17 protein-coding genes and 1 other RNA gene are annotated in these 15,462 nt (G+C 39.5%); 9 read left to right on the top strand and 9 right to left on the bottom strand.

Going from position 1 to position 15,462, the window contains the following annotated elements; genetic code table 11:
- Positions 1-246: 246 nt before the first annotated feature.
- From HMPREF9078_RS08135 to HMPREF9078_RS08110, 6 genes are all read right to left on the bottom strand, one after another.
- Positions 247-1,311 (bottom strand): TonB-dependent receptor, encoded by a 1,065-nt coding sequence (locus HMPREF9078_RS08135; protein WP_009420230.1) that lies wholly within the window; start codon positions 1,309-1,311, stop codon positions 247-249.
- A 14-nt stretch (positions 1,312-1,325) separates the two neighbouring features.
- Positions 1,326-2,012, bottom strand: coding sequence for a hypothetical protein (locus HMPREF9078_RS08130; protein WP_009420229.1), 687 nt, complete (start codon positions 2,010-2,012; stop codon positions 1,326-1,328).
- Positions 2,013-2,015: 3 nt separating this feature from the next.
- On the bottom strand, positions 2,016-2,555 hold the full coding sequence (locus HMPREF9078_RS08125; protein ID WP_009420228.1) for an RNA polymerase sigma factor: 540 nt from the start codon (positions 2,553-2,555) through the stop codon (positions 2,016-2,018).
- Between the two features lie 87 nt (positions 2,556-2,642).
- A complete protein-coding gene (locus tag HMPREF9078_RS08120; protein ID WP_009420227.1) occupies positions 2,643-3,110 on the bottom strand; it encodes a DUF192 domain-containing protein in 468 nt (155 codons plus the stop codon).
- 105 nt (positions 3,111-3,215) lie between these two features.
- A complete protein-coding gene (locus HMPREF9078_RS08115; protein WP_009420226.1) occupies positions 3,216-4,037 on the bottom strand; it encodes a carboxypeptidase-like regulatory domain-containing protein in 822 nt (273 codons plus the stop codon).
- A 6-nt stretch (positions 4,038-4,043) separates the two neighbouring features.
- Positions 4,044-5,036, bottom strand: coding sequence for an outer membrane beta-barrel protein (locus HMPREF9078_RS08110; protein ID WP_009420225.1), 993 nt, complete (start codon positions 5,034-5,036; stop codon positions 4,044-4,046).
- A gap of 170 nt (positions 5,037-5,206) precedes the next feature.
- On the opposite strand from HMPREF9078_RS08110, the gene HMPREF9078_RS08105 reads away from it, so the two are divergent.
- From HMPREF9078_RS08105 to HMPREF9078_RS08090, 4 genes are all read left to right on the top strand, one after another.
- Positions 5,207-6,169 (top strand): sodium bile acid symporter family protein, encoded by a 963-nt coding sequence (locus tag HMPREF9078_RS08105; protein ID WP_009420224.1) that lies wholly within the window; start codon positions 5,207-5,209, stop codon positions 6,167-6,169.
- Positions 6,170-6,476: 307 nt separating this feature from the next.
- Positions 6,477-7,037, top strand: coding sequence for a hypothetical protein (locus HMPREF9078_RS08100; protein ID WP_009420222.1), 561 nt, complete (start codon positions 6,477-6,479; stop codon positions 7,035-7,037).
- A gap of 104 nt (positions 7,038-7,141) precedes the next feature.
- On the top strand, positions 7,142-7,984 hold the full coding sequence (locus tag HMPREF9078_RS08095; protein WP_009420221.1) for an aldo/keto reductase: 843 nt from the start codon (positions 7,142-7,144) through the stop codon (positions 7,982-7,984).
- Positions 7,985-8,116: 132 nt separating this feature from the next.
- Positions 8,117-8,539 carry an organic hydroperoxide resistance protein gene (locus HMPREF9078_RS08090; protein ID WP_009417696.1) on the top strand — a complete coding sequence of 141 codons (423 nt, stop codon included), beginning with the start codon at positions 8,117-8,119 and terminating at the stop codon, positions 8,537-8,539.
- A gap of 84 nt (positions 8,540-8,623) precedes the next feature.
- Here HMPREF9078_RS08090 and HMPREF9078_RS08085 read toward each other — a convergent pair whose 3' ends face one another.
- From HMPREF9078_RS08085 to HMPREF9078_RS08075, 3 genes are all read right to left on the bottom strand, one after another.
- Positions 8,624-9,043 carry a hypothetical protein gene (locus HMPREF9078_RS08085; RefSeq protein WP_009420220.1) on the bottom strand — a complete coding sequence of 140 codons (420 nt, stop codon included), beginning with the start codon at positions 9,041-9,043 and terminating at the stop codon, positions 8,624-8,626.
- Between the two features lie 76 nt (positions 9,044-9,119).
- Positions 9,120-10,199 (bottom strand): winged helix DNA-binding domain-containing protein, encoded by a 1,080-nt coding sequence (locus tag HMPREF9078_RS08080; RefSeq protein ID WP_009420219.1) that lies wholly within the window; start codon positions 10,197-10,199, stop codon positions 9,120-9,122.
- A complete protein-coding gene (locus HMPREF9078_RS08075; protein WP_009420218.1) occupies positions 10,199-10,531 on the bottom strand; it encodes a MerR family transcriptional regulator in 333 nt (110 codons plus the stop codon). The genes HMPREF9078_RS08080 and HMPREF9078_RS08075 overlap by 1 nt, the downstream gene beginning before the upstream one ends.
- Before the next feature lie 99 nt (positions 10,532-10,630).
- On the opposite strand from HMPREF9078_RS08075, the gene HMPREF9078_RS08070 reads away from it, so the two are divergent.
- The 5 genes from HMPREF9078_RS08070 to HMPREF9078_RS08055 all read left to right on the top strand — a co-directional run bounded on the left by HMPREF9078_RS08070 (position 10,631) and on the right by HMPREF9078_RS08055 (position 15,339).
- Positions 10,631-10,858 (top strand): hypothetical protein, encoded by a 228-nt coding sequence (locus HMPREF9078_RS08070; protein WP_009420217.1) that lies wholly within the window; start codon positions 10,631-10,633, stop codon positions 10,856-10,858.
- A complete protein-coding gene (locus HMPREF9078_RS08065) occupies positions 10,855-11,631 on the top strand; it encodes an SDR family NAD(P)-dependent oxidoreductase (RefSeq protein ID WP_009420216.1) in 777 nt (258 codons plus the stop codon). The genes HMPREF9078_RS08070 and HMPREF9078_RS08065 overlap by 4 nt, the downstream gene beginning before the upstream one ends.
- Positions 11,632-12,301: 670 nt before the next feature.
- Positions 12,302-12,704, top strand: a transfer-messenger RNA (tmRNA) gene (gene ssrA / locus HMPREF9078_RS11365).
- Between the two features lie 183 nt (positions 12,705-12,887).
- A complete protein-coding gene (locus tag HMPREF9078_RS08060) occupies positions 12,888-14,060 on the top strand; it encodes an AraC family transcriptional regulator (protein WP_009420214.1) in 1,173 nt (390 codons plus the stop codon).
- Between the two features lie 475 nt (positions 14,061-14,535).
- On the top strand, positions 14,536-15,339 hold the full coding sequence (locus HMPREF9078_RS08055) for a CPBP family intramembrane glutamic endopeptidase (protein WP_009420212.1): 804 nt from the start codon (positions 14,536-14,538) through the stop codon (positions 15,337-15,339).
- Positions 15,340-15,462 lie beyond the last annotated feature (123 nt).

Here is a 15,462-nt window from a genome sequence, read left to right as displayed (position 1 = left end):
CGTATAAGCTTCCTATAAGCTCCCTATAAGCTAAGTACACCCTTCCAATACCCTTTTTTCATCAAAAACTCTCTCATGTTACTTCTGAAATCCTTCGTTATCTTTTGAATCGTCCAAAAGGCTACTTTTTATACCAAACAAAAAAAGTACCTTTACAAGCAACGTTGCAAAGGTACAAAGTTTTTTTTGATTATAATACTATTTTCAGGAAAATAAATTTTAGCTAAGAGATATAAAACAAATCTTTTAATCTCCAAAACGTATCCCTATAGAAAAAGGATACTCGTTTACAGGATTGTTGCGGAAAAGAGGAGCGAGGCTATATCGAGCATAAATCACACAATCTTTATATCCTAAATGCGCCGAAAGTCCATATACCCAAGGACTGATATTTAAGTCCTCTCTTATAACATTTTTATGAATAGAACCATCGTCATATCTTATTTTCTGACTGTTGCCTATAGATACCCCTACATAACCCCCAAAACCTGCTCTGAAACTGTCGTGAACAGGGTAAATGGTTACTCCGTTCTTAGTTTTAGGAGGTGTAAAATCGAATTCGAAGTCCACAGGCACGATGAGGTAATTGGTGCGCAATTTCGATTTGTTAAGTTTATTAGCGGTATACTCCACCGATTTTGTTACGCCGTTTTCTCTTACAAAGTACTCGCTCTCTTTGAATTTGAGTCCGTCGTGCATCCAGGCAATTCCATAGTTGATATGCAACAAATTGTTCGTTTTAAGCAAGCGAAACCCTGATGTAAAGCCCAATTCAAACGATTTAGAACCTAAGGGTTTAAAACGATTGTCACCAAAGCCATTGCTACTGTTTAAGTTGTGAAACCCTATTGCCATATAAAGCTCTATTTCGTCTAAGGCACGATTGGTATTCACTTTTTTCTCTTCCTTCTTGCGGAAAATAGTTTCTAATTCTTCCATTGCGCGCTTATACGCATCCGATTTAGCTGTGGTAACCGTATTGGTTTGGGTTTCTGTGGAGGCTGATGTCGCTCCTTCACGTATGAGTTTCGCTAAATGTTCGGCTTCAGCAGCCGTCTTTTCTTTGATATTCTTCTCGGTAGTAGCCGTGAGCTCTTCTTTCATCTGCTGACTCAGTTCTTCACTGATTTTCTTCTCTTTGAGTAACTGATTTACGGCTGAAAGTTTCTTTTTGAGCGTTTCTTTTTCTGCAAATACAATAGAGTCTATCGTGTATTTCGATTTTTTGATAGCTTCTTTGGAATGGTCTTGTGCGAAGGTGACGCTTGTCGCCAACAAGCAAATCACCCATAAAAAATGTAATGTTCTCATTTTGATATTTATTTTTAGTCTTTATTGTTTAAAACAACGCGTGTTCCTACTTCTTTTAGTAGCCTTTCAGCTAATAGTTTTACCCTGTTTCTAAGCAAGTCCCTTTCAATGTTGTTAAAAGTAGCATCTTGCTCGTATTTTTGATTTACATATTGGTTGAGTTGAGCTTGAGTAGTAGCGATAAGAGCTAAATCTTCTGCCGATAGTTGCTGTAAATCCCCTGCTATTTGCTTTTCCATCTGTTTTGTAATTCTGGTTTCAATAGCATCAGCAGTATACTCGGCAAAAAGAGTATCTACCTCATTGATATCGAGGAGGGCAGGAGAAGCTATGGAACTCTTAGCAGCTGGCAAAGCTCTAAAATTCTTATGAACTATGGGAACTTTGGGAGTTTCGGTTATCGTAGTAGGAGTGATAGTAGTACCAACAGATGATACGTTTTCTTTTTCTGTGGTTACAACTACTACTTTCTGCGATTGATATTCAGGGTTTGTATTGGTTTGTTGCTGTTGTAACAAATACCCTATCCCGAGGCACAAAAGCAAGCAGGCAGCTATGGCGTAATACCACACTTTTCGGCTTTTATGCCTTACTTGTTGGGCTTCACTCTCGGCTAATTGCGCCTCTAACTGTTCCCATAGGGTAGGTGAGGGGGTGATTTTCCGATACCTAAATAGGCGTTGTATGCTATCTTTCCACATTTTTTAAGCTCTTTTTTTATAGTTTGTAACGTATTGTTGTAAAAGTTTTTTGGCATAAGCCAATTGCGATTTAGAAGTGCCTTCACTAATACCTAACTTCTCTGCTATCTGCTTGTGAGATTCATTTTCAAACACATAAAGGTTAAAAATGGTACGACAGGCAGAAGGAAGTTTATCTATAAAGGCTTGTATTTGTTCATCGTTAAAAGATTCATTGTCTAACTCACTCTCGTCGATAGTGTCGTAAGTATCGCTCCAATCGGTGAAGGATAGCTTTTGCGCTTTGCTTTTGAGAAAATCTATACATTCATTTACAGTAATCCTGCGTATCCACGCATAGAAGTGTTCTTGTTCTTCATATTTAGAGAGACTGGTAAATATCTTGAAAAAGGCTTTCAGTAAGGCATCTTCGGCGAATTGCAAATCACTAATGTACAGCCTGCACACACTCAGCAAAGCAGGAGCGTACTGGTCGTACAACTGCTTTTGCGCTAAGCGGTCGTTGCGCTGGGCTTTCTCGATGAGACGATGGTCGATTTGCATTTTTCTTTAAATGATGAATGATTTATTCTTTTTAAGGTTCAAATTAAGTACGATGTAGAAAAACAGGAGATTGTTCAACTTCATCGGTTACGGCAGTTTGATTGTACAGCCCTTTCCTATGTTGTTTTTTTTAAACCATCCTTGAGGCACTTCAAGAGCATAACGCACAGGTTCCGATGAGTCCACACTTTGATGGCTGAACGGTGTCATATCGCGTGTTTCGCGAATTTCGCCATTTGAGTTAATGAACGCAATCGAAAGGGGAGTAGGCGTATCTTTCATCCAAAAGCTTAACTTTTCGTCTCTTTTAAAGATAAAAAGCATACCCGTTCCTTCGGGAATATTCTCACGCCCCATATAACCTTTTGACATCTCTCGTATGGAGCGAGCAAGCTCAACTCTTATGGGAATAGTCTTGCCGTCAAGATTTGTAATGGTCAAGTCCCTCTCTTCAAACTCAAGTGTGAGAGCTGAACAAGCGCTAAAAACAAGGTAGCACAATAGGATAACTCCCATTAACAATAGTTTAGCAGATGTAAATATTTTCTTTTTCATAAGTCTTCCAATTTGCCCTTATAAACGAAGAAAAAATAAAAAGGTTGGAAAATAATTAGAAAATTTGTCAATTAGCAAATTATTTAACTTTGGCAAAGTTGGCTTTTATTGTTTGATGATGTCGTAGCCTTTTACAGTAAAGGGAATTCCGAAGCCTCCATTCACTTGCCTGATTGTATTATCAGGGAAGCGTAACCAGCACTTGTTGGTAGTAGCGTTGAAGGTAATAGTAGCATCATCTTTACCTCTCACTTCCACAAACTGTACACCTACCCACATTTCGCCTTTGGGTACTAATACTGATAGCTTATGAGTGAAAGTTTGTGGGTTATCAGAAGGGAATAAATGAATGTAAATAGGTTCTTTGATAAGCGGAGTGAAGTTTTTGTGCTCCTTATCGGTTTGGTACACTACTACGCGCAAGACTGCCATATAAAAGGTACTTTTCCTAATCTCAATACTGAACTCGGTAAGCTGAGTGTCGTTAGAAAGCGAAATGAAATCGCCTAATTCTGAGAGGACGCCGCCGTGTTGCTGAAAATACCGCTTCATTTCGCCATAAAGAGTAAAAAAGGTAGTTACTCCTTTACTTTTTACATAGCGTATTTTAGGTGTTTTCATTGTTAGGGTAGTAGTGGGAAGGTTAATTACTGCTTCGGTGAGTTGCACTTCTTTTTTGATATCACGATAAGCTAATACTTTATGTTGATAGCTCAAATGTGAAAAATAAATGCTATCAGTGGGCTTTGCCCCGAGCTTTTCGAGCGAAAAGTAACCATTTTCATCGCTAATAATACCTTTATTGGTGCCTACTATGCCTATATTTACGTATTCAACAGACTCGTGATGATTGTTTACCACCCTTTGTTGAGCAAAACAAGGGAGCGCAAAAAGTATCAGCTGGAAAAGGAGGAAACGTTTTGTCATATTCTACTAAAATTTTATACCTATTGAAAAAGGGTGTATATTGTTAGGGCTATTTTCGAATAAGGGAGCTAAACTGTATTTAGCATAAATCGAAAACCATTTGTTGCCCACTTGAGCTGATAGTCCGTAGGTGAATTTATTTACTTTCAAACCATTGCGAAGAAATAGTTTTAAATGGTCGTCTCCCTCAGTGTATTTTATCTTTTGGTTTACATCGATGAGTGCGCCAAAGTAAGCGCCTCCTCCTATATGTATTTTTGACTTAAAATTCTTTTGTAATTCAATAGGCAAGATGAGGTAATTAACACGCAGTTTACCTCGGTCTAAAGGCTTAGAAAAAGGTACTAATTTTGTGTCACCATTTTCTGAAATGAGATAATTATTACCTTTTATGTTCAGTCTATTGCTTTGCCACACTAAGCCGTAATTGAGGGAAAGTTGTTTCTTTTTATACAATTGAGAGGTAAAAACAAGTCCTAATTCTGTATTTAAATAGGGGTTAAAGTAAGTTTTATCATTGGTTACAGACTGTAATCCGATAGCCAAATGAATAGCTACTGTAACTCCGTGTTTATTTTCATTATATTTATTGGGCAATGAATCTAACTGTTGAACAGTTTGTATATAGTTCTCTTTCGGCTCAGTAGATATAAGACTATCGAGCGTTGCGTTTTTTTGCAGGGTGTCCATACTGAGTTCAGTAGCCCTTTGCTGGATAAGAGCAGATAGTCGTAAGCCTTCTTTATAGGTTTTCTGTTTAGTGCTCAGTTCGCTTACTTCCTTAATCTCTTTGAGCATTTTTGCACTTTGCTCTTTGGTAATCTTGCCCTCTTTTAGCGACTGCTGAACGGCTGCTTCTCTCTTGTAAAGAAGTAGTTTTTCGGTTGCTACTATAGAATCGATAGTGTACTTAGATTGCAAGATTTCTTTTTCAAAAGGATTTTGAGCCAAAAGAGCTGATACTGAAAGAATAGCAATAAGTGATAAAAGCTGTTTCATAGAAATGTCTTAATTTGTTCATTAACAATCGGTAAATTGAGGGCAAAGATAGAGAGAAATCAGCAAATTGACAAATTAGAAATTTTAAATACGAGTTGTACAGGTAGTTTGATTGGCAAATTATTTGTACTTTTGTAGCCTTAAATCATTAGCTCATCGGTAAATTTAAAATGCTTACACTCATTCGTTTTATAAAGAATTGGACACTGCCTATTTCTATGGGCATAGGCGCTTTGGTATATCTCATATTTTACTACGTGCCTGCATTGGATACTCTCTCACAAAAACTTGCTCCTACGTTCGACACCATACTGCCTCTGTTTATGTTCCTGATACTGTACGTTACTTTCTGCAAGGTAAACTTTAAAAAGTTGTTGCCTGTACGATGGCACTTTTGGGCAAGTCTCTTCCAAATCGTTTTGGTAGCAGCGATTGTAGGGGTGATTCTTTATTTTCGGATTGGTGGAAAGGAGTTGATACTCTTGGAGAGCATTCTTGCTTGTGTGATAGCCCCTTGTGCCGCAGCCGCAGCCGTAGTAACCTTAAAACTTGGGGGCAATTTGGAACAGATGACCACCTACACTTTCCTCTCTAATCTGCTTTGCGCCCTACTGATTCCGATTTGTTTCCCGCTGATAGAACCTGCATCGGAGTTTACTTTTTGGACTGCATTCTCGCTCATAATGCAGAAAGTGTGTTTGGTGTTGGTTGTGCCTATGCTCTTAGCACTACTTACCAAGATTGTACCACAACTTCACCGCTTTCACCAATGGCTGATACACATTCCCGACCTCTCCTTCTATCTTTGGGGTTGTTCACTGATGATTGTTACCGGTACGACTCTTAAAAATATCTTCCACGCACAATCGGGGATAGGTTTTTTATTGCTCATTGCTTTTTTGGGGTTACTATTATGCCTAATGCAATACGCTATTGGGCGGTATATAGGTCGGTTTTTTGAAGCTTCGATTGAGGCAGGACAAGCCTTAGGACAAAAGAATACGGCTTTTGCCATTTGGATAGCTACTACTTACCTACACCCTCTTTCCACCGTAGGTCCTGGCTGCTATATTTTGTGGCAGAACATTATTAACTCAATAGAAATTTGGAAAAGAGGGAAGTATAAGGCTTAACCCTTTGAAATAGCATTAAGTAAACGTCTTATAAAAATGAAATTTCGAATATTTACCTATTAAAACCATACAGAGAATTTTATTGCTATCTACACCGAAGCTATACCGAACCCACAGTGGCTTTACAGTGGGTCTACAGTGGCTCTACAGTGGCTCTACAGTGGGTCTACAGTGGCTCTACAGTGGGTCTACACCGAACGATAAACAGTCTTAAACCGGAGAGCAGATGGGCACATTTGCTAATTCAGTAAATGTTTTATAATTTTGCAGTACTAATTAACAAAAGGACAAATTAACTAATAGACCTATGGCAAAAATAAAAGACAACTTAGCAATGCAAGGCATCTCGGGGAAACTCGGCAACCAAGTAGTATACCGCAGAGTAGGCGATAAGATTATTGTTGTTGCTAAACCCCGCCGAAAGCCCACTACTCACCCTACTCTCATCTCGCAAAATAACCGATTTAGGCTCGCTAGCACCTATGCCAAAAACGCTTTGCAAGACCCTGTTCTGAAAGACTTATATACAGCAGAAGCTAAACGACGCCGTGTTATCAACGCTTATAATATGGCAGTGTCCGACTATCTCAAAGCTCCTGAAATCAGCCACATCAACGCCGAAGCCTATACAGGTACCCAAAAAGGAGAGCTTATAACCATTGAAGTAAGTGATAATTTTAAGGTTGTTCAGGTGAAAGTGACGATATCGCACGGTGAGGAAACCGTTGAAGAAGGCAATGCTGTACTTACCGCTGACATTTGGCAATACGCTACTACTGCCCTGAACCCTGCTTTTTCAGGTAGTAAGATAGTAGTTACAGCCCTCGATAGACCCAATAATAGAGTTACCAAAGAGATTGTTTTATAACAGATTAAAGGGAAAAATTGTAGAAACTACCGACTTTTGTATAAGAATCTTTTATAAAAATTGTTTATCTTTGCAGAGTCAAAAATTAAAAATAAGAATTACAAATGAAAAACATCCAATTAAACAATGGGGTACAAATGCCTCTATTGGGTTATGGAGTATTCCAAGTAGACCCAAAAGAATGTGAGCGTTGCGTAAGCGATGCTATTTCGGTAGGCTACCGAATGATTGACACAGCCCAAATCTACAAAAATGAAGAGGGCGTAGGCAATGCTATTAAGAAAAGTGGTATCGACCGTAAAGAGTTCTTTATCGTTACCAAAGTGTGGATAAGCAATGCAGGCTATGAAAAGGCAAAAGCCTCTATCGAAACCTCTTTGCGCAAACTCCAAACTGATTATATAGACCTCTTGCTCATTCACCAACCTTTTGGCGACTATTATGGCTCTTATCGCGCTATGGAAGAAGCCTACAAAGAGGGCAAAGTGCGCGCTATTGGGGTGAGCAACTTCTATGCCGATAGATACCTCGATTTGGCATACCACTGCGAGATAAAACCTGCTGTAAACCAAATGGAAACACACGTATTCTACCAACAGCAAGACCTCCAAGAGCTAATGAAGAAATACGACACCAAACTAATGTCGTGGGGACCTTTTGCAGAGGGTAAAAACGATTTCTTTGCCAATCCTACTCTCAATACTATTGGTGAAAAGTATCACAAAAGTGCTGCCCAAGTAGCTTTGCGTTATCTTTTGCAACGGGATATTATCTGCATTCCTAAGTCAGTGCGCAAGGAGCGTATGGAGCAGAACTTCAATGTATTTGACTTCCAACTCTCAGCAGAGGATATGAGCCTAATAGTCGCTCTCGACACCCAGCAAACGCTTTTCTCTTCTCACCGAGACCCTGCTTTTGTAGAGATGATACTACAATATGGTAATTAGGGCGTAGCACGAATCGTAGCACGATAAGCAATAAAAAAAACTCCCCGTGTGAAGAATACCCCTAAGTGAGGAATAGCTCGAAACACTTAGGACATTAGTAAACAAATTATTAATCATAAATAAAAAAGACAGATGACAGCAATGTACACAGCAGTGGCCACCGCAACAGGTGGTCGCAACAGAAAAGTAACTTCTGACAATGGCGTATTAAGCCTAGAAATACGTTCTCCTAAAGCCTTAGGCGGAGCTAACGACGATTATACCAATCCTGAGCAGATTTTTGCCGCTGGCTATGCTGCTTGTTTCGACAGCGCACTGAATTTGGTTATTAGACAAACTAAAATAACCACTGGTGAGACCGCTGTAACAGCACACGTATCTATTGGAAAGCTGAACAACGGCGGTTTTATTTTCGGCGTAACCTTACAAGTGAATATACCTAATGTGTCGCTTGAACAAGCTAAGGAACTTGTAGCAAAAGCCGACCAAGTTTGTCCGTATTCTAACTCTACTCGTGGGAATATAGAAGTAACCTTTGAAGTAAGTAATAATTAGGTCGTAGCACGACAAGCAATAAATAAAAATCCTTGTGTGGTATATACCATACAAGGATTTTTTAATAAAACATCTAACTTGCATCTATTTGCTAAATTCTACTTCAGCATTTAGTTTAGTTATCTTTTCTTGCAATTTAGTGATGTCTTTTTGCAATTTCTCAATACGGCGATTACTTTTTGCTAATTGCTTATTAGCTTTACTAGCTTTGCGCAAAGCCTTTTCAGCTTTGTTCGCTTTTTTAGCACTTGCCGAAGCCGAACTCGCATCACTAAAAGCATCCGTACGATTGGTAGCTTCTTCATTAGCTTGTGTAGCCTCAGTTTGCAACGACTGATTATTGGTTTGCTCTTGAGTGAGTTTCATTTGCAATTCGTTGAGCTCAGTATTGAGTTTCAAGGCTTGTTGTTGTTTTTCCAAGCGTTTCATCTCTGGTGATTTAGCTGTACCACAGCTCGCTAGCATAAAGGAAGCTAACACTCCCATTAAAAGTACTTTTTTCATAATTATATTATTAATATTTTATATGCTGCAAAGGTAATATATAATTAACAAATGAGCAAATTTTTTAAGTAGAAAATTAGTTATCTTTTTTACAAAACCTTACAAGTTGCTCAGTAGCCTCTTGCAAACTCCGTTTCCTTACTTTGGTTTTCTCAGTAAAAAGGTCGGTAGTTAAGTTAGTTGCTTGTTTATCAATACTCGCTTTCCAATTGCCTACAACTCTGCCTTCGTGCAGAATAACCGGTTTGAATATACCAAACTTATTATGTGCCTTTGCTTCGTGCTTTTTGTCGAGAGCTACCCAACGGCTTTTATAGCCTATCAGATACTCATCGTACGGCGGAAGTAAATGCATTGTTTTTGCGTAATCGGTAGCTTCAAAGTTATTGCGATACAGATACATTGGAGTACTTTCTACCAAAACTTCTTCTAATTCAGAGGCAATCCCCTCTATAGCTTTCTTACATTGCATTTTAGGCAATCCCGACCACCACGTGAAATCCTCTAATGAGGCAGGCGAATGACTCCTGAAATACTTCTGTGCCAGTCGTTTCGAAGCTTCATCAAGGGTAATAACAGTTGTTGTGGGCACTCTTTCCGACAATAGAGCCCAAGTAGCTTCCTTGCCTTGCATCACCCCCGAACACAAAAGTCCTTCAATCTCAGCACGCAATAATAAAGGGTTGAGCAGTTTGTCATCAGGTAAAAGTCCCAAAGCTGTGAGTCTGTTAGCAATAGCTTTTTTAGACAATGACTTACCACCAACGAACAATTCACGTAGAGCGTGGGTTACCTCCTCAAAGTAATTTTGGGCAAACGCTGTACTGATACTCTTTTGCCAAGATTGCAAAGTACTCAGGTTGCGTTCCTTGCATAAGGGAAGTAACCAGCCTATATCCGTTTTGCTCATCACTTGCACCGTACAACGCAAGAGATGAAGACGCAAAAGTTCAGCCTTAGCAAAAGCCTCTTGGAGTTGAGCTAATTGCGGAGTACATTGCCGTATACCTATCGCCCAACGAAAATAGTTATAATCCTGTGCTTGCATAGCCCCTTGCCACATTACAGTATCCTCAGGTTTTTCATATTGAGGAGAAAGCAATTGCTGGTGTAACAATCTCAGTGTAATAGCCTCTTGCCTACTTATTGTTCTCATCAACTCACCTGCTTATTAACTAATTGATTCATCTTGGAGAGTGTTTCCTCTATCATCGCCATACGCTTCTTTACTTTCTCTACTGAAGCATCTAACGTGTACCCCTCATCAAGGAGTTCTTTGATGAGGAGTATTTTTTTGATATTAAGGTAATCATATCGGCGGTTTTTTCCTTCCTCTTCTGTCAAACTGCTGATAATTCCTTTCTCTTCCCAATAGCGTATTTGTCGGGTAGGGATACCAGTGATTTGCGATACTTCCCCTATGCCCACTACCAATTTCCGCAGAAAATCAAAGTCTAGCAAGAGTTCTTTTTGTACTTCTTTTGCCATAGATTGTAAATAAATTACGAAATAAGTTGCAAATATACAAATAAATACTTTACCTTTGCATTTTGTAAATAATCTACAATTAAAGAAGATAATTAACAAATGAATACAGAACTTAAACAAACTCTGCAATTTGTCTTTTTTATAGCAACACCGCTTTGCTTGGTAAACAGCTTTATTACAAGCGATAAGTTTAATCTTTGGAATGATTGGGGACTGAAGTTTTTAACCTCTTACGCAATATCATTTCCTCAGGCAGTACTTTATGTTTCCTTAGTAAAATGGTATAAAAGAAGAAAATGTAAAATCAATAAACAAATATCAAAATGAAAAACTTAAACAACAAGAATGCCGTAATTACCGGCGGAAGTGATGGTATTGGTTTAGGAATAGCCAAAGCCTTTGCCCGTGAAGGGGCTAACCTATTGCTCATAGGTAAAGACCCTGAGAAACTACAAAGAGCCCAACAAGAGCTACTAAATGAGTTTGGCGTGCAAGTACACACCCTCTTTGCTGATTTATCAAAAACAGAGACAGTAACTGAGGTAGTGAAAAACATTGAGCAACTGCTACCTGCGGTAGATATTTTAGTAAACAACGCCGGTTTAGGCAAGTTCGTGCCTTTTGAGCAAGTGGACGATGCCTTATACGATGCTCACTTCAACCTCAATGTAAAAGCGCCTTATTTCCTTACCCAAAGTCTGCTTCCTGCTCTGGTGAAAAGCAAGGGGAATGTTATTAATATCTCGTCGTATTTTGCGCACCGAATGCTTCCTAACCGCGCGACTACCGTCTATTCGGCTACTAAAGGAGCGTTAAACTCTTTTACCAAGGCGTTGGCTTTTGAGGTGGGACACTTGGGCGTACGCGTAAATGCCATTGCCCCTGGGAGTATTTCTACACCGCAATTCAACCGCAATTTGCAAGCTCTCACCCCCGAAAAACAAGCCGCTTTTGAGGCTATGGTAAAGGAAATCTACCCGTTGCAACACATTGGCACGCCTGAAGATATAGCCCAAGCTTGTGTATTCTTAGCCAGCGACAATGCTTCGTGGATTACAGGCACTGTGCTCGTCGTAGATGGCGGACTCACTACAAATTAGTTGTGCACGACGCGCAATGTGAACCACACAGGCAGAGGGAAAATTATCGAATTTGGAAATTAGAAAATGAGGTACAGGCTACAAGAAAAGCACCAGCAGAGGGAGAATAGAGAAACTTGGAAAGGCTCGGAGTTATCGGAGGAAAACGAAAAATATCAAAAGAGGTTGAAGGGAATTTTGAAGAGAAAAGGCTGTTAGGAGGAGGGAGGGTTTTTGATGAAAAAAGGCTATTAGATGGGGGTTTTTGATAAAAAAAGGCTGTGAGGAGGGTGGAGTCTTAGCTTATAGGGAGCTTATAGGAAGCGGGTGGGGTTAGCTTATAGAGAGCTTATAGGAAGCTTATACGAATCTTGGAAGATTGGTATAGAAAGGGTGTGTAAATAGTTAAAAATGAGGAGTTAAGAGAGGGGAGTAAGAAGTGATTTTGAGGATAATAAATCGAAAGTAAAGAGAAGTGAATACGTTGGTGTATTGAATGTCAATAGAAGAAGAGTGCTATCTAAATTATTGAAGGGGAAGTGATTAAATAGCATTTTCTCTTCTCTCTGGTAGGCGTATGCTAGTGGAAGGTAGGAGAATAAAGAGGGATTATGAAATAAAAAAGGGGGGTAATTGTTGTGAGTATGATTATTTTTTGTACCTTTGCACCGAATTACAGAAATGAACACTTGGGGTCGACCGGTTTTGACAGTAAGTGGCATTGAATAGTAAGCATACCGAGCTGTGAAATGAATGCTCGATAATCTCTATTTCAAAATTTTAAATGGCGAGAATAACTACGCTCTTGCTGCCTAATCTGAAGTTTAGTAAGATTGCTGGCTAAGTCCCTACAAGGTAGGGAAGCGAGATGTCTCTGAAAAGCCCTTGTTGACGGCGTTTCGTACAGAGGTACCATAAAAGTCAACATTGAACCTGCGGTACGCTTCTGCTAACGGTTCTTAAGCAAAGGAAGCTAAGCGCAAAATGGGCGGTGCTCGGTCAGTTTTGCGACGAAAATCAAACGAGGACTAAGTATGTAGAAAGCTTTTTGATGACTTATTTGGACGAGAGTTCGATTCTCTCCGACTCCACATTATAATCTCATTATAGAACGAGAGCTAAATAGAAAAATACTTCTATTTAGCTCTCGTTTTTTTATTCATTTTAGAAGCCTTATTCACTAAATATTTGTTATATTTTTTCATTTATTTATCATTAAGTAGTAAAGTTATTGGATTATCTTTATATTTGCGCCATTAATAACAACAAAGATAATAATGAACACGCTCTTTACTATCGGCATTTTCCTTTGCTTTTTCCTCTCTGTATTGCTCTTTACCAAACACCCTAAAGCCTTATCGGATAAGGTGCTGGGGATATGGTTGGTGTGCATTGGTATTTATCTGCTGAATTACTACCTGCATTATTTGGGCTATTGGGAGAAATATCCTCATTTAGTAGGAGCGACGCACCCTTTTCCGCTTTTGTTTGCTCCTTTTGTATATTTGTACGTATTGGTGTGTTCACGTGAAGACCAACATTTTCATTGGCGCGATAGCTTGCACTTTTTACCTTTTTTCTTCACCTACGTTGTGATGTTTCCCTTTCTTTTTGGCTATTCGGCGACTGAAAAAGCAATGATAGACCAAGCTGATTACCATAGCCCATATCAATGGTTATTTACAACTTCGTTTGTAGCTTTTGTGACCGTGAGTGTGGTGTATATTGTATTGGCTTATCAGAAAATCAATCAGTATGAGCGGGTAATAGGCGACAATTTTGGCTATAACGAAGGTATTAGTTTGCAATGGCTACGACTGTTGCTCATTGGGTTCGGGCTGATTTTCTCAGTGATGATAGTGGGATATATAGTGCAATTTCTCTTAGAAATAGAGATAGGAGTTAATATAGAACTTATTTTCTTAGCACTCTTTGTCTTACTTATAGGGCTTATTGGCTTCTGGGGCATACGGCATCAGGGAATTTTTAGTGTTGAAAAACAAAAGCCTTTTATAAAGAATTTAGTCTTGTCTGACAATTCTCATAGGTCAGACAATATTGAACCTTCTTCATTCTCCAAAACTCCTGAATACCGCAAATCCGGATTGAAGGCGGAAGATGGAACCAGCTTACACCAACAGCTGCTCACACTAATGACTACCGAAAAACCTTATCTCGAACCTAAACTCTCCTTAGCTCAATTAGCTGAAATGTTAGGTGTACTTCCTAACCACCTTTCACAAATTATCAATCAATACGAAGAAAAGAATTTTTATGACTTTGTGAACAGCTATCGTGTCGAAGAGTTTATCACTTTGGCGAAGAAAGACATTGATAAGAATTTTAATCTTTTGGGGCTTGCCTATGAAGCGGGCTTTAACTCTAAGTCTTCTTTTAACCAAGTTTTCAAGAAGATTACGGGTAAAACACCAAGTGAATTTCTGAATTAGGAGCGAGAAGCATAGTTTAGCACGTCCAAACTCTTACGCTATCCCCTCTTTTCACTTCCTCCTATCTGTCCGCCCTGCACAATTCTTCCGGCGAATAAAACCTCCCTAACCTCTTGCCTCACTGCCATTCGTCATTCATCTCTCGTCTCTCGTCATTCGTAATTCGTCATTTGTAATTCGTCATTAAAAAAGCGTCCATTCCCTCACGCTTGGGCGATGCACCTTGTTTTCCACCATACTTTTGCACCCGAATTTTAAACGTATTACGCAATGAAAACCTTTTTGAACATCGTTCTTCTTTTAGTGCTTCCGCTTGTAGCACACGCACAAGATATTACCCAAACACTTAGGGGTACTATTTATGACCAAACTGGATAAATAGAGCTCAGCAAAGCTACTCTTATCATACCAAATATCAGTTATAAATAGAATTCTAACTTCTTATCTTTTACCTCTTATCTCTTATCTAAATAAAATGAAAAAGTATAATCACCCTATTTTGTTTTTTACCCTTTCCCTTGTGATTCCTTGGGTATTGTGGTTTGTGGTGGCTTATTGGAGCCACCAGCCAAAAGCACCTAATGCTTTTTGGACAGGCTTTTTTGAATTGGCAGGTTTGTTATCTCCTATGGGCGTGGCTACCTACCTCTTTGCACGCAATAAGGAGCTCTTAACTGACCTCAAAGCGCGTTTTATTGGCAGAAATTTGCTCACCAACCGCTATTTTTGGATTACCCTCTTGTTTCCACCCCTTTCCATTGTGGTGGCACAGCTACTTTCGCTCGATTTAGGGCATAGCCTCGACCAGTTTTACATTTCGGGAGAGCCTAGTTTCAGTTCAGCGCCTTTCAACGCTTGGTTTGTGCTCTGTTTGGCGCCGGTGCTCGAAGAATTGGCTTGGCATACTTACGGCACTGATGCCTTGCGCAGTAGGTGGAGCTTGTTCACCTCATCGCTTATCTTTACCGTGTATTGGGGGTTGTGGCATTTGCCCTTATTCTTTGTAAAAGACTACTACCAAAGCAACATACAAGCTGAGGGGTGGCTCTATACAGCCAACTTTTTTGTGAGTCTGTTTGCCTTTGTGTTTATCATCAACTGGCTGTATTACAAATCGGGGCGCAACGTGCTGGTAGCCATATTGTTCCATTTGGTAGCCAATGTTTCCAACGAAATCTTCGCCACCCACCCCGATAGCAAACTGATACAAACAGGCTTATTCGCGCTACTTGTGGGGTATATCCTCATAAAAGAGAGACGATTGTTTTTTAGTAGGTAAAACCTTCATTCTACCGAAAAAGCCAATTCTCAAAGGTAAGAAATCGTTGATATTCAGCTAGTGTTCGGTGAATGTATCATTAGTGACCCTTGTAGACCCACTGTAGACCCACTGTAGAGCCAC

The sequence above is a fragment of the Capnocytophaga sp. oral taxon 380 str. F0488 genome, from assembly GCF_000318255.2.
Lineage (GTDB): Bacteria > Bacteroidota > Bacteroidia > Flavobacteriales > Flavobacteriaceae > Capnocytophaga > Capnocytophaga ochracea.
The sequence above is the reverse complement of the archived record's forward strand: the minus strand, read 5'-3'. Positions and strand labels throughout refer to the sequence as shown.